17 protein-coding genes and 1 pseudogene are annotated in these 23,160 nt (G+C 45.0%); 10 read left to right on the forward strand and 8 right to left on the reverse strand.

Annotated features, from left to right (window positions below; translation table 11 throughout):
* Nucleotides 1–217: 217 nt before the first annotated feature.
* Together V3V99_10800 and V3V99_10805 are read left to right on the forward strand one after the other, a co-directional pair.
* Nucleotides 218–2,260, forward strand: a complete 2,043-nt coding sequence (locus V3V99_10800) for a DEAD/DEAH box helicase family protein (protein MEE9443140.1) — start codon at nt 218–220, stop codon at nt 2,258–2,260.
* Complete coding sequence (locus V3V99_10805; protein ID MEE9443141.1) at nt 2,241–2,492, forward strand: hypothetical protein; 252 nt, start codon at nt 2,241–2,243, stop codon at nt 2,490–2,492. Before V3V99_10800 ends, V3V99_10805 begins: the two co-directional genes overlap by 20 nt.
* A gap of 345 nt (nt 2,493–2,837) precedes the next feature.
* Here the strand turns inward: V3V99_10805 and V3V99_10810 are convergent, their stop codons facing one another.
* The 3 genes from V3V99_10810 to mazG all read right to left on the reverse strand — a co-directional run bounded on the left by V3V99_10810 (nt 2,838) and on the right by mazG (nt 6,961).
* Complete coding sequence (locus V3V99_10810) at nt 2,838–5,012, reverse strand: vWA domain-containing protein (GenBank protein ID MEE9443142.1); 2,175 nt, start codon at nt 5,010–5,012, stop codon at nt 2,838–2,840.
* Between the two features lie 83 nt (nt 5,013–5,095).
* Nucleotides 5,096–6,076 (reverse strand): polyprenyl synthetase family protein, encoded by a 981-nt coding sequence (locus tag V3V99_10815; GenBank protein MEE9443143.1) that lies wholly within the window; start codon nt 6,074–6,076, stop codon nt 5,096–5,098.
* Between the two features lie 102 nt (nt 6,077–6,178).
* On the reverse strand, nt 6,179–6,961 hold the full coding sequence (gene mazG, locus V3V99_10820) for a nucleoside triphosphate pyrophosphohydrolase (protein MEE9443144.1): 783 nt from the start codon (nt 6,959–6,961) through the stop codon (nt 6,179–6,181).
* Between the two features lie 170 nt (nt 6,962–7,131).
* On the opposite strand from mazG, the gene V3V99_10825 reads away from it, so the two are divergent.
* The 8 genes and pseudogenes from V3V99_10825 to V3V99_10860 all read left to right on the forward strand — a co-directional run bounded on the left by V3V99_10825 (nt 7,132) and on the right by V3V99_10860 (nt 15,043).
* The gene (locus tag V3V99_10825; GenBank protein ID MEE9443145.1) at nt 7,132–7,260 is read left to right on the forward strand and encodes a hypothetical protein; all 129 of its coding nucleotides are present in this window, start codon (nt 7,132–7,134) and stop codon (nt 7,258–7,260) included.
* 398 nt (nt 7,261–7,658) lie between these two features.
* Nucleotides 7,659–8,141 (forward strand): DUF5680 domain-containing protein, encoded by a 483-nt coding sequence (locus tag V3V99_10830; GenBank protein ID MEE9443146.1) that lies wholly within the window; start codon nt 7,659–7,661, stop codon nt 8,139–8,141.
* A gap of 471 nt (nt 8,142–8,612) precedes the next feature.
* Nucleotides 8,613–9,536 carry a TlpA disulfide reductase family protein gene (locus V3V99_10835; protein ID MEE9443147.1) on the forward strand — a complete coding sequence of 308 codons (924 nt, stop codon included), beginning with the start codon at nt 8,613–8,615 and terminating at the stop codon, nt 9,534–9,536.
* A 224-nt stretch (nt 9,537–9,760) separates the two neighbouring features.
* Nucleotides 9,761–10,012, forward strand: a complete 252-nt coding sequence (locus tag V3V99_10840) for a hypothetical protein (GenBank protein MEE9443148.1) — start codon at nt 9,761–9,763, stop codon at nt 10,010–10,012.
* A gap of 75 nt (nt 10,013–10,087) precedes the next feature.
* Nucleotides 10,088–12,472: a TonB-dependent receptor gene (locus tag V3V99_10845; GenBank protein ID MEE9443149.1), complete on the forward strand. Its 2,385-nt coding sequence runs from the start codon at nt 10,088–10,090 to the stop codon at nt 12,470–12,472.
* Nucleotides 12,473–12,546: 74 nt separating this feature from the next.
* Nucleotides 12,547–12,690: pseudogene (locus V3V99_10850) on the forward strand (transposase).
* Between the two features lie 73 nt (nt 12,691–12,763).
* Nucleotides 12,764–13,789 (forward strand): DUF1028 domain-containing protein, encoded by a 1,026-nt coding sequence (locus V3V99_10855; protein MEE9443150.1) that lies wholly within the window; start codon nt 12,764–12,766, stop codon nt 13,787–13,789.
* A gap of 3 nt (nt 13,790–13,792) precedes the next feature.
* A complete protein-coding gene (locus V3V99_10860) occupies nt 13,793–15,043 on the forward strand; it encodes an NAD(P)/FAD-dependent oxidoreductase (GenBank protein MEE9443151.1) in 1,251 nt (416 codons plus the stop codon).
* Nucleotides 15,044–15,087: 44 nt separating this feature from the next.
* Here the strand turns inward: V3V99_10860 and V3V99_10865 are convergent, their stop codons facing one another.
* The 5 genes from V3V99_10865 to V3V99_10885 all read right to left on the reverse strand — a co-directional run bounded on the left by V3V99_10865 (nt 15,088) and on the right by V3V99_10885 (nt 23,077).
* Nucleotides 15,088–16,833, reverse strand: coding sequence for a M14 family metallopeptidase (locus V3V99_10865; GenBank protein ID MEE9443152.1), 1,746 nt, complete (start codon nt 16,831–16,833; stop codon nt 15,088–15,090).
* Nucleotides 16,830–18,842, reverse strand: coding sequence for a M14 family zinc carboxypeptidase (locus V3V99_10870; protein MEE9443153.1), 2,013 nt, complete (start codon nt 18,840–18,842; stop codon nt 16,830–16,832). The genes V3V99_10865 and V3V99_10870 overlap by 4 nt, the downstream gene beginning before the upstream one ends.
* 125 nt (nt 18,843–18,967) lie before the next feature.
* Entirely contained in the window at nt 18,968–20,605 is a 1,638-nt protein-coding gene (locus V3V99_10875; GenBank protein MEE9443154.1) for a hypothetical protein, read from the reverse strand.
* A 32-nt stretch (nt 20,606–20,637) separates the two neighbouring features.
* Nucleotides 20,638–22,302 carry a hypothetical protein gene (locus tag V3V99_10880; protein MEE9443155.1) on the reverse strand — a complete coding sequence of 555 codons (1,665 nt, stop codon included), beginning with the start codon at nt 22,300–22,302 and terminating at the stop codon, nt 20,638–20,640.
* Nucleotides 22,292–23,077 (reverse strand): ABC transporter ATP-binding protein, encoded by a 786-nt coding sequence (locus V3V99_10885; protein ID MEE9443156.1) that lies wholly within the window; start codon nt 23,075–23,077, stop codon nt 22,292–22,294. The genes V3V99_10880 and V3V99_10885 overlap by 11 nt, the downstream gene beginning before the upstream one ends.
* Between the last annotated feature and the right edge of the window lie 83 nt (nt 23,078–23,160).

The following is a 23,160-nucleotide window of genomic DNA, read 5'->3' on the forward strand; positions in this document are numbered from 1 at the left end:
AAATGTTCACATGTGGGAACCTGCCCGAAAGAGCGCTGCGCTTATTTTTGGATGGGCTGCAGATCGTGCCGATAGATGATTTGTAGAAGTTATCCTTCCCAAGTCTGAAGACTTGGGGCACCCGGGAGAAGTAATCACATTTCTCAATTTTTGAAATAATAACTTGACACATTTATTGTCATTTACTATCATTTGCTATCACAAAGGAGATTTATCAATGGATAATATTGAAAAAGAATGGCTTTCTATAGAGGAAGCAGGAGCGTACTTAAATCTGGGGAAAACCGTCATTTACGAATTAGCGCGCGAGGGACGAATTCCCGCTAGCAAAATAGGAAAAAAATGGACATTCGAAAAAAAACAGCTAGACGAGTGGCTTAGATCGAATCAGCCAGTTGAATCATTTTTCGTTTCTTTAGATGCAAACATTGACTCTAATTTAAATTTACGCGAACCGCAAATTGAGGGCTACATTTCCACATATGAGTTTTTTCAAGAGGGCCAATCCAAAGCAATTATTCAAATTCCTGTGGGTTGTGGTAAATCTGGTTTAGCTTCAATATTACCAATTGGATTAGCCAGAGGTAGAGTTCTGGTCATTGCACCAAATCTTACAATAAAAAACACCCTATACGAGTCAATGGACATTACCAATAGGCGAAAATGTTTTTGGCGCAAGGTTAAAGTCTTGTCTAATTCTCAAATGTCCTCTGGACCCTTAGTCTGTACCTTAGAGTCCGGCAATATATCGGTGGCTGAAAAAGCACATATCATAATAACCAATATCCAACAGCTAGCAACTAACGGCGATAAATGGTTAGCTCAATTCCCTGATCGCTTCTTCGACATGATAATTATTGATGAGGCGCATCATAGTGCGGCTTCCAGTTGGAAAAAAGTTCTTGACAAATTCCCCGACTCTAAGGTAGTACATTTAACTGCGACGCCATTTCGTAGCGACCGTCAGGAAATAGATGGCAAATTAGTGTATCGTTACTCATTCAGAAGCGCAACACTAAAGGGATACATAAAACGACTAAAGGCAAGTTATATAGCACCCAAAGAAATTGAAATATCTTTTTCAGATGACGAAAATAGAATATATACACTTGAGGAAGTACTTGAGTTAAAAGAGGAGGAATGGTTTAGTCGAAATGTCGCACTTGCGAAACCATGCAACCAACACATTGTTGACAATAGTCTTGCCAAGTTGGAAGACCTGCGGATAACAGGTACTAGACATCAACTTATTGCTGTAGCATGTTCTATAAACCATGCCAAGGAAATCCGTTCTTTGTATATCGAACGTGGCTACAATGCCGAAGTTATTCATAGCAAACTTACTACTGACGAAAAAGATGATATTATGAGAAACCTCTATAATGGCACTCTTGACTGCATTATTCAGGTACAAATGCTTGGCGAGGGTTTTGATCATCCTAAACTAAGTGTTGCAGCTATTTTTCGCCCATTTCGCACCTTGGCACCTTATATCCAATTCGTAGGTCGAATTATGCGTGTAGTTGTACAAAACCGCCCATCGCATCCTGACAACAATGGTCACATTGTTACACACCTTGGCATGAACTTGGATCAACGCCTTAAAGAATTCAAGCAGTTTGAAAATGATGATCAAGCTTTCTGGGAGAAAGTTATCAGCGGTGCAGAACCTGAGGTACCCAAAAGTGTGCGGGAAGGTTCGGCAAGACTGTCTGCAGATGAAAGCGATGTTGTAATTAGTGGCGAGATCGTCGATGCACTATGGGAAGAGGATTTTGCCGATATGGATGAAAAGTATATCATAGAAGATTTACGTGAAAAGCTTAAGTCTTTAGGATTGGATCCTTCAATAGCGGAAGAAATTATAAAGCAGGCCAAAGGCAAGACAATTTCCCAGCGGAATGCTTCTGAAGCGTTTCCAATATTACCCCAAAAGGAATGGGAAACACTGAAACATCAAGTTTATGAACAGGGTAAACGCCTTGCCAAGATTCTCTTGAATAATATAATGCTTGAAATGACAGGCGTTGAGATTCCCTACAAATACACTACCTTAAAGATAATGGGGCCAAATAACTTCGTTTCTGCGGTCATGATGGTGAATAATGAGATAAACAAACGTTTGGGCAAAGAGCGGGCGGAGTGTAGTTCTGAGGATTTTAGATCAGTACTTGACCCAAAGGTTCTAGATGAAATACTTAAGATTCTGGTTAGAAGAGTTCATAAAGCAAGGAGTGATTATGAGCAAAGGGAAACCTAAGGGTCCAACCCCTTCACTTATTTCCGGTACTAATGGCACACCAAAAAGAGCAAGCGTTAAAAGAAAATCGGCTTGCAAACGCTGTAAGACAACGCTAGAAAAGGGTACTACGTGCATTGATATTCCTCAATCTGGACGTGGAGTTTCTAGCAAAAAGCGATATTGCAATGACTGTTTTAAAAATATACTTGAGAAAACAAAGAGCGATTTAGAAGAACTTAGTTCATTGTGATACGTGGCCTGTCCGAAAATTAAGCGAAGCGTATTTTCGGGCCGGGTCCCACATAAAGCATTTACAATTATTCAACCAATCTAACGTGTTTTCGGAATTCATCCTCATATATAAGATGAATCATATTGCAAATACACAATCATCAGTAAGGGCTCGTCGCGACAAGCCCGCCATATATGTCGCAACGAATCTTCGGTTCGCTCGCGAGCGAACCCTACGGGGAAAAAAACAGGCATGCGCCTGTCGTAATCACCACCGACTTGATATGACCAGAAACGTTAATCTGAGGAAACAAACCCATTTTAGAAGCGAGTAGTGCCGGATCCCTGCGATCCCGCCAATATTCTACAACAACTGCTTACTTTTGCGAATAAACCATTCCAGAGAAAGCGAAACAATTATGATAATTAAAAGAACCAAATGATCCCAGAGGCGAATATCGTCGGTTTCCGTGACGCGGGTCGGATAAGCATCAACAGCGTCGATAATCGGCTGCAAATCCGAATACGGCGCGAATACTCCCCCGGAATTGACCGCCGCCCGCTCCAGATTGGTCCAGTTCACGTCGGCAAAAGCCGTCTCACGATCAATATCATCGACGGCAAAGCGGCCCTCAAACCGACCCAGCCTGACGTTTTCGGCCATCAATTCGGCCCGGAAGGAATACTCCCCCGGCGCCAGGATACCGGCTTCCGAACGATACGCGCCAACTTTCGTAATATCTTGAATAATTCTCGCCCGCGTGGTATCACCGGATGCCGAAACGATAATCAATTCACCGGATGCGTTTTCAATCGGCCGGAACCCTTCGTCATGAGCCGCTCCGGAGAAAATAACCTCTTCCCCGTCCTGGAACACCTCGGATTGCGGTTCAAAATTAATCCGGTCGGTTTCATCGCCGATCGTCAGCCATCTGATAGAGGAGGAAAACAATTCCTGATAAACCGAGGCGTCGCCTCCCACCCCGAACGGATAAAACGACCAGTGCCAGAACGGCAAAACGGCCGAAGCAAGAATTTTCCCGGCGCCCATCCGCCGCAGGGCGAAACCGCATCTGCGGTCACGACTGTATTCGCCTTCGGCATAGGCCAAAGCCACGCCCGTAGAACGAACGGAATCTACGATTACGACCGAAGCAAAAGGCGGCTGATTTGCCCAGGTGTTTTCAATCTCTTCCCGCGAATCTCCCAGCTTAGCCGCCGGATGAAGAATCATCTGCGGATCGGGAATCATCAAATATCGACCGTAATTTATCTGAGCCTCAGATACCGCCAGCGGCATCAGAGATTCGATGCGGCTTCGCGAACAGCTTTTGGCGTACTCCTCGCCCATGAGGACAAACAGTCCACCGCCCCGGTCGGTGAGATAAGAAACGAATTTATCATAATGTTGCGACAATCGCCCCAGATTGGGATCAATCAGGATAACGGCATCATAGCTGTTGAGTTTTTCCGTCGTGTTGGGGAATCTATCCCCCAGTCTGTCCCCTCCGGCGGCATCAATAACCGAGACAACCTCGATATCTTCCCGGCCCCGCAGATAACGATTCAGAAAAGCGTATTCCTGATTCAGGGACGAACTGTACAGAAGGACATTAACTTTGCTTTTGAGAACTCGTACGGCAAATTTCCGGCGATTATTGAGCCGATTTTGCTCACCGGAATCGCCTGTAATCTCAAGATCAAGGATCATTTTCCCCGGCGCCGCCGGAGTAAACGTCAGCGACTTTTCGGCGGTCTTGCCGGAACCGGGCGGCGGTGCCGAAGCCTGAACGAGGGTTTGATTACCTTGCAATAGTCGTACCTGAAGCGATCCGGAAACCTGTCCCTGCTGCGAAATGATGGCTTGAATTTCAGTCTGGCGACCGGCATAGATTACGTTATTGTATTGCACCTCGTTGAGCGCGATATCGTTTTTCTCAATTGAATCGCCGACCGCAACGGTATAAATGGGACGATCAAAACCCCGCGCCAAATCGGCCAGATTTTCTCCATCTGTCCCACGGCCGTCTGAAAACAAGAAGATATAATCATGCCGGTCGAGTGTGGTTGATTTTCGTAGTTGATTGAGAGCCGTCCCGAAATCGGTTTTCCCGCCGTTAAGATTAATTCCGGTCCTGGTGACATCAAGAGATTCAGCAAATGAATAATATTCCAAATCGAGGCTGTCAAATAGAATGACAAGTTCATTGCGAGTCAGAATTTCATCGACTAATTCCCGTTTTGTCTTATCGGAATTGATATTAACCGGTTGATCCATCGAATTGGAACAGTCAATAATGACGGCAGCCCTCTTATTCTTTTGATATCTTTCGGTTATTGTTAGAACCGGTTGTGTCAATACCAGAAACAGAGCGATTAGCGCGGTGACTCGAAGCACAATCAATATTGATTTAGATAAAAGAGAAAGCGGAGGAGTTGTTTTGCGATAATACAGGTAAGTTATAATTAAAAATATCGCACACAGTAAAATGCTTAACCAAAGATATGTCCCCAGAAAATCTATGCTATAATCGGTCATAATTATTTCTTATACGCACCAGCTGCATATCGGTTTAGAATTGATTATTAAGTGAATATAATTCTTGAAGGGAGCGGCGGCAATTAATTATCACGGGCAACGGTAAAATCAAGAATTTGTTTGAGGGTTTTGCGGTAAATATTATTTTTCATTTTATCGCATGAATTACCGGCTCGCTGGGAAAACTTATGCGCGGCACGGTAGGCATAATCAATACCGCCCCGCTCGGTGACAAACCGGAGAATTTTATTTATTCCGCGCTTGTTAATTCCGTTGTTGAGTGATTTTGTTATTTCACGGCAGGTCTTTGCTGATGAGTTGGACAGCGCATATATCAAAGGAAGAGTTACCTTGCCTTGAATTAAGTCACTTCCGACCGATTTCCCGGTTTTCCGGGTATCACCGACATAATCGAGCAAATCATCGGCGATTTGAAACGCGATTCCAATATTTTCGCCAAAACTGTAAAACCGTTTTCTTTCTTTGCCGTCGGCCCTCTTCAAAATCGGACCGGCTTCACAAGCCGTCGCGAATAAAGAAGCGGTTTTATCTGAAATGATTTTCAAATAATCTTTTTCGCTCAACTCGTAGTTGGCCACTTCCTCAACCTGTCGAAGTTCTCCATAGCTGACTCGTTCGGTGGCATAACTTATAGATTGTATTAATTCCTGCGATTTTGTTTCGACCAGTATTCGAAAGGCTCTTGAAAAAAGGAAATCACCCATCAAAACCGAGATTAGATTCGTCCAGCGATGATTAACCGAATCCTGTCCCCGGCGAATGTCAGATTCATCGACGACATCGTCATGCAGCAGAGTCGCGGTATGAATTAATTCAATGGCCAGAGCGGCGTCAATCATTTTCGGGGAAGTGTACCCCCCTCCGCGGGCGGATAAGAATAGAATAACCGGACGAAGCCGTTTCCCCCGGGCGGACATGATATGTTTTATAATACCGGATATCAACCTGGAATTGGCCGAAAGAAATTTATATAGCCTTTGGTCGAAGGCTTTCAAATCCCGAACAACGGGTTGAACCATCTCCTGTAAATTGGCATTGGTCATATCATCCTCAGTCGGGCATAATAATACGCGTCCATAATAAAGTCAAACCGATTCGATAAGTTTTGACATCGGTTTATTTATTCTTATTACGATTAAAAGGCCTCAACTTTTGGCCTGGTTCCAAAGTTTTTCCATTTCCTCTAAATTTGTCTCCGAGAACTTTCTCCCCTGAGACTTAAGAGTTTTCTCAATAAATCCAAATCGTTCGATAAATCTATCGACAGTGCGCCTCAGAGCGTATTCGGGGTCAATTTTCAATTTGCGTGACAAATTAACCAACGCGAAGATTAAATCGCCCAGCTCATGGGTCATGCGTTCTTTATCGTTTTCATTAAATTCTTTTTCAAATTCGGCGGATTCTTCTTTAAGCTTATCAAAAATATCTTTGGCATTGTCCCAATCGAAACCGACTCCGGCCGCTTTTTCGCCGACCCGATAAGCCAGCAGAAGCCCCGGCATTGACCGAGGAATTCCGGAGAGAACCGATTCTTTTTCATTACTGTCAACTTTGATCTTTTCCCATTGATCGCGAACCTGATCAGGATTTAGGTCGCGTTTTTCGCCAAAAACATGAGGATGTCTGCGAAGTAACTTCACGCAAATATCCGAAGCGACATCGTCGATATTAAATCGCTTTTCCTCATCCGCGATCTGGGTGTGAAAATAGATTTGAATTAACAAATCTCCCAATTCTTCCCGGAGCCTACCCGACGATTCACTTTCGATAGCTTCGACGACTTCGTAAGTTTCCTCAATCAAATAGGGCAACAGGCTTTTATGCGTTTGCGCCTTATCCCAGTTGCAGCCGTCTTCGGCTCTCAGGCGGGACATTATCTTCCGTAACCGCTCCAGAGGCGGTAAATTATCAAAATCGTTATGCGCCAATGTTCTCTCCTTTAATGCCGATAAGCCTATACAATACGTATAATCGAACAAAAAGCCAAATCGAATTTTTATTTGCTGACTGTTCCGACAAAGTGATAATGTCCTAAATGAGCAAAATAGAAATGTCCTCATGAGAGGCTATAATGGGTTCCCAAAATTTAGGGAGGATTATGGCCGGCGAGGATATTGTCAGGATGAGTTTGAGGGAATTGGGGAGGTTGAAGGTGGTTCATATTAAGGCAAAGCTTCGAGAAAAACTAATAAAGATTAGAGAGCAAGCTGGTATTGAAAAAAACTGACAACTCTCCATTCTCTTTGTCACACGTTTGCCAGTCAGCTTGTGCTGAACGGGGTTGATTTGCCAACAGTACAGAAGCTCATGGGCCATTCTGATATCCAGACAATGATGATTTACGCCCATCTTTCTCCAGATCATCTTTCTAATACGGTGAATAAGTTGGAGTTCTGATTTGAAATGACCGTCAGGCTCATAACCCGAAGGTCAATAGGTCATATTCTTCGTTTATATGTAGGTTTACACGGTTGATTGCCATCAAGAGATATTATTGATTTAGGTTGGATTATCTACTCGCAAGGAGTTTATTGATTCTGAACAAGATTTATTTATTCTTGCATTTTGATAAACAGATCGGGAATAGTGCGTGTCGTAGATTAGATCTTGGAAAGGATCAACCATATGGACAAAATAGCTCTCATAGCGTTCATCGCCAAAGCACACAGACATACTTATGCGGCCCCAAAAGAAGTACGGAAACGACATTTATGCGAGATTCCGGTATCGCAAGGCCATACAGATCATGAGTATTCAGAGTGTGACTTGAGATATCATGATTCTTATGCGGGAAGTACTTGGGCTCCCGAAAGAGAGGTTGTCTTCTATAAAGAAGATCCTATCTGGTGTATGGCATATCAAGGACAAAATAATTCGGAGTATGGTGAACAGTTTTTTCAAGAACAGGCATTCCCTTTTCTAAAAAGAGCTTTAATGAATTTTGAGGATGATATTCCATTTCGGGGGCCAAGAGAGTTCTCTGAGGGTGATTTCAAGTATACTTTTGAAATGCATGGAGATTACGATTATTTCAAAGGCCAAGAGAGAATTTTCTACAAGGGAGACAGTGTCTTTTTTCAAGATGTTATGGGCTCGTTAATACGATAGGCGTGCTGTTATGGTCGCCAACTTCCCCTATCGTGTGGGCGCACGTCTATGTTAACATACACCTCCTTCTAACATTTTTCAACATAATTAGCCAAAACAAGAGATAATGCGAGAAAACACCAGACAAAAGGTTCAAGCTAAGTTGTTGCTGTTATTACCTGTTAGTATCTGGTGCTTTCTACTGTTTGGACCTATGTACAGGCTCATAACCCGAAGGTCAGGGATTCAAATCCTGCCCCCGCTACCAAACTTAAGCCCCTGAAGTTCAACGGCTTCGGGGGTTTTATTTTGAGTGGGATTTCCTTCCAGATAAGAGGGCAGAACCAATGAAGGGTTTTGCTAAACTCTAACTAAATGAAACTCCAAGAACACCATGTCGTATAAGAGAAAGATCTATCAACTCGCGACAGCAATGAGGACGAATGGATGAGCATTAATGGTCATATGAAAGCAAGAGTGAATCTTGTATTGGTGGTATGTATCTCTATTGCCTGTTCCTGCAGTGGTGACACGCAGTCACCCAAGACCAAACAGCAGGCGGAAGATCGGATAGTTCAACTGCTGGCCACTCTTGATCAAAACTGGGATAATGACGAATATCAGTTGGTTCTAACCAATCTGGAAGAGATGCTGGCGCTTGCCAATCGATACTCTATTCGTCAGGATCGTATTCTGAACTGGACTGACAAAAAGCAGTTTATGCTACAGAAGTTGGGTAGGTATGATGAAGCCCTGACCGTCGCATTTGAATTGGAGGAGCTTTCACAACAGCTGGAGAGCAGAAGGTCCCCCTGGAATTATTTGAAAATTGCAGACAGTTACCTGGGTATGCAAGATCTGGACAGCACCATAGCTTGGATCGAAAAGGCAGTCTATGATCGGGGATTTATCAAGTACAGGATCTTCGAAGATGAGAAGTGGGAGCAACTGCAATCATACGACAACTTCCAAAAAGCGATCAGACATATGAAAGATATAATCGGGCTGCAACACCCGGCCAAGGATTTTACAGTTTCCTTACTGGACGGTGAAGAATTCGAGTTGTCCGCCAAAAAAGGAAAGGTAGTTCTAATTGATTTCTGGGATGTTGCCTGCCCGCCCTGTATTAGGGCCATGCCGGAATTAAGGGAATTACACAATCAATATAGCGAACAGGGCTTGGTAATCATTGGCATTAGCTTAGATACCGATAAAGAACTCTTGCGTGGATTTCTTGAAGAAAACGACATTCCCTGGAAGATCACCTGCACTTATGATGGTTGGAAGGATGCAACGGCAATTCTTTATGGTATAAGTTCTACTCCCTCCACATGGTTGATCGACCGCGAGGGCGTACTACAGTATCAAAACGTGAGCGGAGAGGAACTAAAGAACGCAGTGGAAGAGTTGATTTAGAGATGACACTTCGTGTATGGCTTCAAACAAATTGGATAATTGACACCGAAATCTTACATACACCTCTTTCTAACATTTTTCTAACATAATTAGCCAAGATAAGAAATAATAAGAGAAAACACCAGACAAAATACTTAAGCTAAGTTGTTGCTATTATTGCCTGTTAGTGTCTGGTGCTTTCTACTGTCTGGACTTCTGTACAGGCTCATAACCCGAAGGTTGTCGTGGAAGAGAGACTTAATGGCTCTTTACATATCAGCCGCGGTGGGGGTCAGTCTGAAGTACCGGGAAATCTTAGAAATACCGAAAAAAATAACTCCTTCCAGGAGCAATCGGGGGTCCGGAAAATCCCATCTCCCGGCCATGAATCATCCCTGGAGGAGGTCGCCAAATTTGAAATCTATTGCACGAATGAAGATGGGTGCTCAATTAACAAAACAGGACATTTCTATTTGGCCTTAACAGGAAACGAGTAAATTATTGACCATTCGAAGAAATTCTTGTATACTCATAATACTAAAAGGAACAAACCGCGTTTTTGAAGCCCCTATATGCGAAATCTCGGAGTAATATGTATTCTCGGAGTGCTGCTTTTAAGTACTCCCGGTAGGCCCGAATCGGGACTACAGGTCCAGCCTGGAGGTCTCATTGGTACCGTAGTCGATACCCTCACGGGAGAACCGCTTTCCTGGGCCACGGTCAAACTGGTCGGTACCCAGAGACAGCTCAAGGCCGATGCTTCGGGCCGATTCGAATTTGCTAACTTGGCACCGGATTCCTACTCGCTTAGGGTCAGTCGCGTTGGCTATGAGTCCAGAATCCTGACGAACCTCACCCTAGCATCCAACCAAATCACCCAGATTACAGTTGAATTGACGCCAAAAAAGGTTACGGTCAAATCGATAGTCGTTATTCCCGGTAGCTATTCCATCATGGGCGAAGAACCGGTTGTACATCAGACGCTTTCGCGGGCGGAGATCGCCACTGTTCCCCAGGTGGGCGACGATTTTTTCCGGGCGGTCAGAAGACTGCCCGGCATGTGCGGCACCGACTATTCCTCCAAGTTCGAGATCCGGGGAGGCGAATTCGAAGAAGTTCTGGTGACTCTGGATGGCTTGGAGATATCCGAGCCGTTCCACATGAAAGATTTCGATGGGGGTGCGGTCAGTGTTGTTGACGTGGCCACCGTGGAAGGTGTGGATCTCATGACCGGAGGCTTTCCAGCCAGATATGGCGACAAAATGAGTGGTGTTTTCAATATCCGTTCAAGGAGTATTCCGGTCGACAAAACCAGAATCTCAGCAGGATTCAGCCTCTCAAACTTCCGGGCTCTGGCTGAAGGCTCGTTCGGCAACGGACGAGGCACCTGGCTGATGTCAGCGCGTCGGGGATTTATCGATCTGGTGCTCAATCTAGTGGGGGCAGCCGATGATCTGAAACCTCGCTACTACGATTTCTTTGGAAAGGTCGCCTACCAGGTGAATCGCAATCATGTTCTGAATTTTGACGTACTGCACGCCCACGATGATCTGAACTTCTTGGAAGATGATATGGATACTCTGATTTCCGATTATGGAAACACTCACGCCTGGATAAATCTTCATTCGATGTGGCACCGGCGATTGATGTCCAGGTCAATCGTCTCGGTAAGCAGACTCAACCACAACCGACGCGGCCAGGAGATCGATGACAATTTCAACCTTCCGGAGCACATCATCAGCGAAGAGGAGAGCAGTATCTGTATCGGCCTAAAAACGGACTGGCAGTACGAGGCCTCAGATCAGTTTAACCTGGAGTTTGGATTGCACGGTCGGTCTCTCCGGGCGAGACAGGACTATACCAGCCGGAGCTTCACCTACGAACTCAGATGGCTGGGTGATCGTTGGGGGCCTTACCTGGCCCAGGTCGATACTACCCTAGTCGGTTTGAAACCGTACGGCCGCAAATTCGCAGCCTATTTCTCCGGTCGGTTCAATATCGACAAGAGCCTGATCGCCGAGGCCGGCTGCCGCTACGACTATGCGTCGCATACCGGCGACGCCCTTGGTTCTCCCCGGGTTGGCCTGATCTACCAGGTTAACCCTCAAACTTCTCTTCGAGCGGGATGGGGCAAGTACTACCAGACCGAGGGTATTGAAGAGATATCCATCGTTGATGGTGAGGATCGGTTTCATCCTGCCCAAAGAGCCGACCAGTATGGAGTCGGCTTGGAGCACCAGTTCGAGAGCGGCACCCAGCTCAGGGTGGAAGGCTACCTCAAGAAATACAGCCGTCTACGCCCCGATTATCGAAATTCGCTGAGCAGCCATGAGCGGTTTCCGGAGCGCAGATACGATCGGCAGGCAGTCATGCGGGAAAGTAGCACCGCCCGAGGAATTGAGATTTACCTCAAACGCGATATTGGTAGTAGGCTTTCCTGGTACGTCAGCTATGCCCATGCCAAAGTTGAAGACAGTGTTCGGTCCATCTACTTTCCGCGAACCGGAGTCGAGGATACTTATGATCAGGTCCTGAAGTCGCCTCGTGACGTGCGCAACACGTTCTATTTGGATCTGATCTACAGGCCCGGACCGTCATGGCAGCTAAACCTGGCCTTCCAGTATCACACCGGGTGGCCTTACACCAGTCTTCATCTGGAGCGCGTAGAGATCTCACCGGGTACGGTGATCAACTACATAGTGCCTGATAAGGAATGGAATGCTCGGTTCGAGCCGTTCCATCGACTTGATTTCCGACTCAACCGGTTTTTCGATCTGGCTGGAGGTCGACTCAATATGTTCCTGGAAGTACTGAATGTCTACGCGCGGGAAAACGTCCGTGGCTACAGCTACTTAGTTAGCGGTGAAGGCGATGACGCAGTATTGCTTGTTGAACCGGAAGATTTCTGGTTCGGAATCTTGCCCTCGCTAGGGGTTTCGTACGAAGTCGAGTTCTGATCAGGTTATCCGGCCAGATGATCAATCGCTTGAGGTGGATCGAATTTCACAGCCCATCTGTCACGAAACGTCATGCTGATATTTATAAATCGCGATGGCCGATAGAATTGTTCTTCAAATGGATCAAGCAAAACCTGAAAATCAAATCATTTTTAGGAACACCCCCCAATGCTGTTCTGATCCAAATCTGGATAACCATGTGTTACTATCTGTTATTGACCCGTATCACAATTATCGCTATTTTAACCGGACAATAGTGAAAAAAGATATTAATTATGATTGGAGGTTATCATGATAAATGGAGCTCAAAAAATCAAAACAACAGTAATATATATTTTATGCGCCTTGTTTTTGGCAATCATATTCAATGGTCTTATTCTGGCCGAAGAGAGCAGGAACGCGATAGAATTGCCTCAATCGGTTTCAACTTTTTCCATAGTCGCCTGTGATCCCGCCACCGGCGAAATCGGCGTCGCCGTGGCATCTAAATTCTTTGCTGTCGGCAGCGTCGTACCCTGGGCCAAAGCCAACATCGGAGCGGTCGCCACGCAATCTTACGCTAACACCTCGTTCGGATACAAAGGACTGGAATTGCTGGGATTGGGGTTCACTCCGAATCAGACCATGGAAATCCTGCTTAAAGATGATGATAATCCGACCCAGCGTCAGGTCGGAATCGTATCCCCCGATGGCAAATCAGCTACCTACACCGGGGAAAATTGTCTTTTCTGGGCTGGGGGAAGAAATGGCCTTAACTATGCCGTTCAGGGCAACATTCTTACCGGCGAGGATGTCGTTTTGGACATGGAAAAAGCATTTTTGGAAACCGCAGGAACCCTGGCCTCCCGCATGTATGCCGCATTGGTTGCCGGTAATGAAGCCGGCGGGGATTCCCGGGGCAAACAATCGGCGGCGATGTACATCGCCAAAGAAGGCGCCGGGTACGGCGGATATATTGACAACGCCATTGACATCAGGGTTGACGATCATCCGGAACCGTTTAAAGAATTGGGGCGCCTCCTGCAAATGGCGGAAATGAATTATGACTGGAATGTCGCCTGGACCGCGTTTTCAGAAAAGAGATTTGACGATGCCCTCCCCCCGATGGAAAGAGCCGCAAAATATGATCCGGCCTATGCCGAAGTATTTTATGATTTGGCCGTTATTCGACTTGCCGCAGGAGATACCGAAGGGGCCTTGAAGGCTTTGAAGACCGCGCTGGAGCAAAATCCCAAATTGAAAAAGCAGATGGTCGTGGACGGCGATCTTGACGCGCTAAGAGACAACCTGGATTTCAAAAACCTGATCGCTCCCTGATATATGGATCGTCGAAAAATTATTATTATCGGTGCCGGGGCATCGGGTCTATTGGCCGCTGGAACCGCGGCCTCGTCTGGCGCGGATGTTGTCGTGCTGGAAAAAATGCATCGCCCGGGGCGTAAGCTTCGCATTACCGGTAAAGGCCGATGCAACCTGACCAATATCGCCGATATACCTGATTTCATTTCACATTTTGGAAAAAACGGGAAATTTCTGCGTCAGGCTTTCGCCCGTTTTTTTTCTTATGATCTGATAAAACTCCTGACCGAATTAAACGTTGTCGTTCAAACCGAAAGAGGTGGCCGAGTCTTCCCCGCCGGAAATGACGCCCGACAAGTTGTTGACGCCCTGACCGAATGGGTAAAATCTAAAGGCGCCGTAATAAAAAAGAAATATCCCATAAACGAAATTATTATTAAGGGCCATCGTGCCATTGGTGTTTCCGGTAAGACAGATATGCTTGCCGACGCTATAATAGTGGCCACCGGCGGCAAATCTTATCCGGCAACAGGCTCTACCGGCGATGGGTATGACTTCGCCGCGTCGGCCGGACATACAATCGTTCCGCTTCGTCCCGCTCTCGTGCCTATCGAAACTAAAGGCAATACGGCCGCGCGTTTGCAGGGCCTGAGTTTAAAAAACATATCCGTTTCGGTTTATATTGACGGCCGAAAAAAATATTCAAAATTCGGAGAAATGATTTTTACGCATTACGGCGTGTCCGGCCCGATAATTCTATCATTGAGTAAATATATTGTTGATGCTCTGCGGGATAAAAAAGAGATTGAAATATCAATCGACCTTAAGCCGGCTCTTGATGAAAAGAAATTAGACAATCGTCTATTACGTGATATTAAGCAAGGCAGTAAAAAACACTTCCAGAATATGCTTAAGGGGTTACTGCCTCAAAAACTCATCTCCCCATTTTGTGAATTGACAAATATCGATTCCGATAAGACAATTCAACAAATAACGGTCGAAGAGAGAAAACGATTAAGAACACTTCTGAAAGATTTTCGCCTCAAGGTTTCCGGTCACAAATCCTACGATGAAGCGATTGTAACAGCTGGTGGAATTGCTCTCAAAGAAATTAATCCGCTAACAATGAAATCGCGAATAATAAGTAATTTGTATTTTTGCGGTGAGATTCTCGATCTTGACGGAGAAACCGGCGGCTATAATTTGCAGGCCGCCTTCTCCACCGGATATTTGGCAGGTATATCAGCTGCATCTTTAGCGACTGAAAAATAAAAAAAGGCGGGTACTAATCCGCCTTTTCCTGAAATTATTCTATTTTACAAATCAATATTCAGAGTTTGATTCCTGGCCTTTACGGCGTCAAATGTCACCGTAATTTTCCCGTTGCCCTTGACAATCCATTCAATATTCCGAGTGCCAAACGACGGAACATTGGAAAACAGTATCCAGGGACGATGATCGACATAATTGACTCGATCGTAAAGTAAGTCGGAAACGAATCCGCCGGCTACGATTTCAACACCCCGACCCTCTATCTTGAAAATATCCTTGCGAGCCAGATTGCTTCTCATTGCCTTATTCGACAAAGTCGGAATGGCCTTGGCATTATTGACGGCCACTCGCACACGCTTCAAGCCATCACCTAAATCCTTAACGTCAATCAATTCAAGCGAAATTTCAGGTGTATTCTGAGCCGTGAAAATAACCATAGCCGCATTTCTATGCGCCTGTTCCAATAATTGAAAAGGCGGCGTGATACGACTGGCATAAGTTCTCCAACCACCGATTTCAATTTCACCAAATTGCGGATGATCGAATTTCTTCCATTCCTTAAATAAATTCCCCTGATAAACCCGGTCGCTGAAAAGTAATTTCTCCCGATCCCGATTCGTCTCGTAAGTACTACCCCAGTAATCCGGAGTTTCTTTTTGCACTTCAATTGGGCGATATGTCATTTGTTCGCCGCCCATATAAAGTTCGCCCACAAAACCAAAGATACCAAATCCCGAATACATAAATTCATCAAAATCACCATGGGTTGTATACATATCCACACTACCTATGATATAACGATACCCGGGAACAATTTTCTCGCCTTCTCCTCCCAGATAATCATAAACGGCAACGTCGCGCGGCGAATACATCCCCGCCAGTTTGGAACCGGGACCGCGTACCCACATCCCGCCGGAGTTATGAAAGGCAAAGTCAAAACAGATATTTGGTCTGGTCAAAATAAAATTTGTGATAGCTTCATTTGGTTTGGCCGACATGGGAAAATCACCGGCGCCGCCCTGAACATACGGCGGCTGCCATTTGAAGCCATAATTGCGATTCATATCAAGATATCCGGGCGTGTCCTCATTGATGCGTCCATCGCCATCATTATCGATTCCTTCCCGGCCAAGCCGGCGCCATTCGCCCTTTTCCCCGGGCTTAATACGCACCATAACTCGGGGATCATCGGGATGTGTTTTCCAATTCCCCTGGGGATCGCGAATCCGCATCCGGAGAATTTCACCGTCACCGTCGAGATCGTCATAATCATCCTCATCCGCCAGCCCATCGCGATCATCGTCGTAGGGTACGATAGCGCTTCGGCCAATACCATAATTCTTATGTTGAGACATCAGCCGTTCGCGATTATCCACATTGACAATGGGAACGATATAAAAGACTCTGGAGTCGACCAGTTCCGTGATGACTTCATTAGAACCGTAAGAATCAAGTAGATACCAGGCGAGGTATAAGCATACTTCTGTAGCCTGTATTTCATTCCCGTGAATAGCGCCGTCAACATACACGGCCGGTTTTTCCAGATCATTACCGGTTTTGGAATTGTTAATTGTAAACAGCCATATATCGCGCCCTTCTTCACTTTTGCCTATCGAGCGCAGCTCGGTAAAATCAGGGTAGGCCTTATTTAGCTGCTTTAGGGCATCATAAATCCCTGCCGCGTCATTATAATGATCAAAAGATAAATCGACCTTTCCGGCTATTCCCGCGGAGGCCAAGAGAGAAACAGCGCCGCATATAAGTAATATCCTCAATAATTTCGAAATCATTGGGCGCCTCCTTTCAGGGTTATCGACCGGGAATCTTCGCCGAGGCTGGGTCCCGATGCTTTCAATGCAATACTCTTTCCGCCGGGCGCCTTGATAACCCACCTTACCTTTTCATAACCGCCAGAACCGGCCATTATATCCAATCCGGTGCGAGCTTTCCCCTGCAGCAATTCAATATCTTTATTATTGATAGTAACCACCACCGGAATCGGGCGGCCGCAGCGTTTGCCTTGATAGGTTGGATAAGGCAAAAAACCGTTATTGACGACCCATGCCTCAACTTTCCAAACCTCGGATGACAATTTTTCGATATCCACCTTTTCAATCTTAATCGAAGGTGTCATCGACGCCAATTTTCGTAAGAAAGGCAGTTGCCTGGCAATAAGCTCATCTACCTTGTCAGCCGGAGGTAGAACGGTCGAATAAGGAATCATTCCCCCTATTTCCACTTTACCCAGCGTCGGATGGTCATATTCGGTCCAGGCAACAAAAGCGTCTGGATTAAGAGCATAAAGAGCTTCTTCAGTATCGGAACCGCCGTCATCATCATCATCATCCTTTTTCATCCGGCTAAGCATTTTAGCCATTCGTTTGGTATCCATCCGGCCGCTTTCCAATCCCTTGATGATTCTTTCAGCCGAATATTGATCCGGAGCGCCTGCTTTCTCAAGAATTTCCGATATCTTCTCTTCGCCCAACTCGATAAATTCCTCATTCGACATCTCTTCGATATCATCGGGAGTTATCGCGCCGCTGTCGGCCTCATCCTTTTTCTTTTCGGGTTTAAGCAAAGTCCAGAAATCCATACAGAACGTCGGCACCCCATACTGGTAATAAGCCCATTCTTCGACGCTACCATTGGAGAACTTTGGCTTATCCAAACTCTTGGCGTCAAGCTCAGCCTCTTTGAGAAAATCTTCATACTTCTTAGTAATCTCTTTCCAATATGGAATATCGTTTTTATTGGGATTAACCGCCGCTCCCAAACCAAGAAACCGCACGACATCATCCTCGGTCATATCATCATCTCCAAAAGCCGACTTTGCCATCTCGACTATTTCAGCCATTTCGTATTTTTGTTCCGGATCGACCCCCACTCGGCGAGCCATCCATCCCGGCAATTTATGCTTCCCTCCGGCAGCTTCAGTCCGATTGGAACTGACCGGAACGGCATGAAGTGTGTTGCTTCGACCCAGGACAATTACCATCGCTATTTCAGGATGATCAAAAGCGAATCTCAGTATTGCGCGCGTCTCGGCTTCGGAGGCTGCGAAAAAACCGTCGGTCTTGGTATAATGTTGGAATTTATGCGGGAAATTATGCCCCGGGTTGACGCCTCCCGGCCCATCCTCATTTATTTTACCGTCTTTGTCATTATCCAAACCTTCAGGAAATAAACGGTACATGCCGATTTCACCCTTTTCCCCCTTTGCTTTCTTCATGAACAGCGGATTGCTCGAAACCGGAATCCATCTGCCCTCCGGATGTTTCTGGCGCATTTTCGTAATAAATCCATCACCATTCAAATCCTCGGGGCCGTCCTCGTTAGTCGCATCATCCTTATCATCGTTAAATGGTTTGGCATTCTGGAAATTGGTATAACGAGGATTGTCAAAGAAACTGGCATAACCGTCGGGATTACCCATTGCCACTATATACCAGGCATGAGCGTTTAGTTCTTCTTTCCAATCCCCAACCAGTAACTCGCTCAATTTGACGGCCGCCTCGGTTGCGATCGGATAATTCGCTTCCATATTCGCGACTACCAAAATTGCCGGTTTTGTTTTCTTGTCCGCATTTAATTCCAATAATAGAAAATCTCGGCCCCCTGGTGTCACGGCCAGATTGTGCAATTCAGCCACATCCTTATTATCCCTGGCGATTTTCTGAAGTTCAGCACTGACAGCCTCCGGGGCACGATATGCGTACTCTTCAGCCGCCGACAAAATACTTCCAGGGAGACAAAGGCAAAACATCGCAATTACGCTCATAAACTTTAATTGCCTCATTACACCTCCATTTGAACAAGTGTGCGATTTTGTGAGAATTTATTGTTGTTAAATACGAATTATTTTCAGCTTTGGCAAGGGAATGACAGAAATTAGTTTCCAATTCGAGAAGTGACAAAAACTTATCAATCTATAAATTCCCACTCGGTATAGAACTTTCTGATACGACGATTCCGACCATGGGATATCAGCCAGTTGATAACCGCAAAGCAACCGACCAATACCCCCCAATGCCAATATTCTTCAAATCCCTTTATTGATATCCAGGCAATGGGCCCGCCAAAAATCAAAAGGCTGGTCAATAACGATTGCATAAACTTACCCATTTCGCTACCGACCGCGCTTTCGCTGGCAAAAGGCGGCTTGATGCTGAATACCTGTGACATTGAAAGACTCGTGAGTGAAATCAATGTCAATGCAATCGTCATCAGTAAGGCATGCAATAAATTCCCCAACATAATTGTGTACAGAATAAGCATAATTATCGCGACCGGGATAATCGTAATCGTCGCCGCGATACGCCCCATGGATAAAATCAGGCGTAAACGATCAAGTGGAGTGCTAAAAAATATCCACGACGCCCGCCATTCTTTCGAAACCGTAAAAATCGATAAAATCATGCCCGGCGCGATAACTGCCACAAAGCAAAATAAAGCGGTTGTCATGCCCTGGGTTTCCGGGAGAGGATTAAAAGGATCCTTGACGTTCGTTCCGGCAATGATATAACTCAGGATCATATAAAAAATTATCAAAGGGAGAAATCCTAAAATCCCCATCCGGAATTGAACGTCATGCTTGAAATTTGCACGGGTCAATTTAAGTAAGGCTTTATCTTCAAAATGAGATACTCGCAATATATATTTCCCCAATATTCCAATTTTTTTTCCCGAAGAAGCATCGGTCGATTCCCATCTACTGTCGGATAATGATTCGGCATAGGTTAGTGATAAATAAGAAAAGGCGAACTTCGCTATAATCAGAGTAAGAATCACTGCCAGAATTCCCAGTCCGAACAAATTCCAATCCCAATTCTGAAAAATTATCTTATACAGGCCCGCGAACCAAAAAGACGGCAAAAACTTTATCCACGGAATTGTATTGATATCAAAACCGGCTTCAAATTTTTTAACCATTCGTGGGATAATATTCATGCCCAAATACACGCTTAAAAGCATGATCATATGAAAATAACCTATCCAACGCTCAAGTTTCTTTTTATGCACTATCTTTATGATCCAGGTATATAAATTCATCATCACCAAGGCGGAAAATACGGTACAGGTCCAGAACTGAATCAATATCACCGGCACTTCGGGAAAAATTCCATGCCGGAAAGCCGCGAATATGGTCGGAATCACTGATACCGTCAGAGATAACATCGTAACGTATATCAAAAGATGCGTCAGTTTTGCCGTAAAAAACGTTTTGGAGTTTACCGGATGTGGCGCCAGTACGGCATGATCGGTCGGTGAAATAATAATATTGCTAAATTCCAGTAACACCTGAAGCGAAATAAATATCATCACTCCCGTTGAAGCCAATACCAGGCTGCTGAAGAAATCAGGAATGGAAACAACCAATAATCCCAAATATAGTGATATAAAACCATTGACGATTAACAGGTACACCATGCCGGGGATTTTTCTTTTTTTCTTTGATTTACGAATGGCATTAAACGGATTGGTCCCGCCCCGCCAATCGAGTTTCAAAGATACTCGCAGCATTGCTTTCAGTTGATGTCTGTCTAAAAATTGTTTCGACATTCAATCAGTCTCTTAATTAGTTAGACTACTTCTTAGCCCAAAAACTGCCATGCCAATATTTTCTTTCTAACTCTGCGGCTTCTTAAATAAACCAGAATTTGTCGTAAGACCATTAAACCAATCAATATAAAGAACCAGTTTAAATAATTGGCGTAACCTACTCTGATAAAGATTATTAATGGAACGGTTGAACCGATAAGCCAAATCATAAACGGTCCCATAACGGAACCTATCAAACCTCCTGAAGCGGGTTTCGACGAAAAGGGAAGCTCTACGACTATTAGATTGAGAAAGGCCAAAGCGCATAATCCGTATGCAACCAGATTGATAGTATGCAGAAAAGCATGAAAGGGATTCCCAATCAATATTATGTAAATCGCATATTCCAATATAGCCAGCGGTAAAATCGAAACCAGCATAACCAAATGAGAAACTGAATTAACGAGTTTCATCCGATCAACCGGAATTGAAAAAAATACCCACGAAGCCTGCCAGTCTTTGGAACCCACTATTGCCGAACCAATCAAAAAGGGCAATAGTCCCATGGCCAGGGTAAACAGTATATGCAGCATGTTGGCTCTGTTCTTATCCACGGCAAATAGGTCCGACGTTTCCCCTCCATGCAACACTAACCCCAAAAGCAGATAAATTATTGGAATCCAGACGGCCGACAGGATTCCCAGCCGGAATTTTATATCATGCTTATAATTAGCCCGGGTAAGGGACAGGATCGCCAAATCTTCATGGGTCAATACTTTTCTCAGCCAGCCGACTCGTGATTTTCTTCTTGCTTTTGGTTCCTCTACAGATTTAGTCCATTCAGCGCGGCCAATCGATTCGGCGTAGGTTATTGATAAATAAGAAAGAGCTATCGGTGTAAGAACCAGGAGCATTCCATATCCGGGTAGGCTCCAGAGAAAATTGCCTATTGACCATCCATCGATGAGCATAATAACCGGTGCGGCGAACCAGTAAGAAGGAAAATATTTTATATTTCCCTGCATAAATCCAAGAATATCCAAATGACGGAACTCTTCATTTCCGCTCATGTTCGTCATCATCGTGATCCACGACAGCGATACGAAAAGCACCATTACCGTTTGCATATATCCCAGCATCCGTTCGAGACGGCGCCGATCCACAAATTTCAAAACCAGAGTATAAGCAATCATCATTAAAATCGACATGAAGAAGACCGAAAGCCAAAAATTTAAAATCAGGACGATCACATGCCACCAGATTCCAAACCTTAAAAAAGCAAATATGGCCGGTATAATCGACGCCGCCAGAGACAGCATTGTGATGTATGCCACCAAATGGCATAGTTTGCTATAATAAAATGTTTTTGAGTTAACCGGCTTAGGAGCGATGATATTGTAATCATCGGGAGCGACAACGATATTACCAAAATCCATAAGTATCTGAAGGCCGATCAGAAACATCATCCCCGAGGCGGAAATAACCAATCCCGAAAAATAATCAGGCGTCCGCAAAAATACAATACCCATAAACAAGGACATCAAACCGGTTAAACCTAAAACGACCAGCATACCCGGAACGCTTTTGTTTTGCTTTCCCGTGCCGTAACCGACAAAAGGATTACTTGCCCCACGCCAATCAAGCTTCAATCCCGTTTTGAACAAAACCCAGAATTGATGCTTATTTAATTTTCGCGATGTCGGACTGTTATTTTGCATGGTTGTCGTTGGAATTGGATATGATGTTCATAATGTCTTTGGCTCGGCTATCAATATCTTTTATCCCCGTTAACACGTTGAAGGCTCGGTCGAGGCTTTCATGCCCCGTTTGCTTGATTATCTCTTCCGGCGTTCCCGCGGCCAACTCTTTGCCGTCCTTGACAATTAAAATTCTATCAACCAGACGCTCCACAACCTCAAGTATATGCGAGCAAAATATCAGGGCCTTTCCTTGCCTGGCTTGATGGCGGAGAATTTCTTTGAATATTGAAACAGCGTTGGCATCGAGTCCCGAAAAAGGTTCATCGAGAATAATCACATCCGGATCATGAAGCATCGCCGAAATAATTAAGATTTTTTGCTTCATCCCCTTCGAATATTCGCGAATTAATTTATGGGATGACTCCCCCAGATCAAGAGCTTCCAAAAGCCTGTCAGCTTTTTGATGAATTTCTTCTTCCGGGAGGTGATGCAGATTGCCGATAAATTCGAGATATTCGTAACCTGTCAGATTTTCATATAGGGCGCAGCTTTCCGGAACGTATCCAATTTTAGCCTTGTAAGAATTATCTTCCGCCGAAATCTTTTCGCCGTCGAATATAATTTCGCCGGCATCGGGCTTAAGCATGCTCAGAATCATCTTAATCGTCGTCGTTTTCCCGGCTCCGTTGGGACCCAGAAGGGCGAATATCTCACCTTTTGAAACTTCAAAAGATAATTCATCGACCGCTTTCAATTCCCCGAATGATCTCGATACCCGTTCAACCTTTATCATAGAATTCATCCTCCGCATCAACTTTCAATTTTATATCAATAAATACTCGCCCGCTCAAAGTACTTTACGCCGAGGCTACTAAT

This window comes from Candidatus Zixiibacteriota bacterium (assembly GCA_036480375.1).
Taxonomy (GTDB): domain Bacteria; phylum Zixibacteria; class MSB-5A5; order GN15; family JAAZOE01; genus JAZGGI01.

What these genes read in the sequence shown, in the direction of transcription:
- V3V99_10845 (MEE9443149.1), top strand. Translation starts at nt 10,088, where the DNA reads ATGCGAAATCTCGGAGTAATATGTATTCTCGGAGTGCTGCTTTTAAGT.
- V3V99_10885 (MEE9443156.1), bottom strand. Translation starts at nt 23,077, where the DNA reads ATGATAAAGGTTGAACGGGTATCGAGATCATTCGGGGAATTGAAAGCG.
- V3V99_10865 (MEE9443152.1), bottom strand. Translation starts at nt 16,833, where the DNA reads ATGATTTCGAAATTATTGAGGATATTACTTATATGCGGCGCTGTTTCT.
- V3V99_10860 (MEE9443151.1), top strand. Translation starts at nt 13,793, where the DNA reads ATGGATCGTCGAAAAATTATTATTATCGGTGCCGGGGCATCGGGTCTA.
- V3V99_10800 (MEE9443140.1), top strand. Translation starts at nt 218, where the DNA reads ATGGATAATATTGAAAAAGAATGGCTTTCTATAGAGGAAGCAGGAGCG.
- V3V99_10830 (MEE9443146.1), top strand. Translation starts at nt 7,659, where the DNA reads ATGGACAAAATAGCTCTCATAGCGTTCATCGCCAAAGCACACAGACAT.
- V3V99_10805 (MEE9443141.1), top strand. Translation starts at nt 2,241, where the DNA reads ATGAGCAAAGGGAAACCTAAGGGTCCAACCCCTTCACTTATTTCCGGT.
- V3V99_10870 (MEE9443153.1), bottom strand. Translation starts at nt 18,842, where the DNA reads ATGAGGCAATTAAAGTTTATGAGCGTAATTGCGATGTTTTGCCTTTGT.
- V3V99_10875 (MEE9443154.1), bottom strand. Translation starts at nt 20,605, where the DNA reads ATGTCGAAACAATTTTTAGACAGACATCAACTGAAAGCAATGCTGCGA.
- V3V99_10815 (MEE9443143.1), bottom strand. Translation starts at nt 6,076, where the DNA reads ATGACCAATGCCAATTTACAGGAGATGGTTCAACCCGTTGTTCGGGAT.
- V3V99_10880 (MEE9443155.1), bottom strand. Translation starts at nt 22,302, where the DNA reads ATGCAAAATAACAGTCCGACATCGCGAAAATTAAATAAGCATCAATTC.
- V3V99_10855 (MEE9443150.1), top strand. Translation starts at nt 12,764, where the DNA reads ATGATAAATGGAGCTCAAAAAATCAAAACAACAGTAATATATATTTTA.
- V3V99_10810 (MEE9443142.1), bottom strand. Translation starts at nt 5,012, where the DNA reads ATGACCGATTATAGCATAGATTTTCTGGGGACATATCTTTGGTTAAGC.
- V3V99_10825 (MEE9443145.1), top strand. Translation starts at nt 7,132, where the DNA reads ATGGCCGGCGAGGATATTGTCAGGATGAGTTTGAGGGAATTGGGGAGG.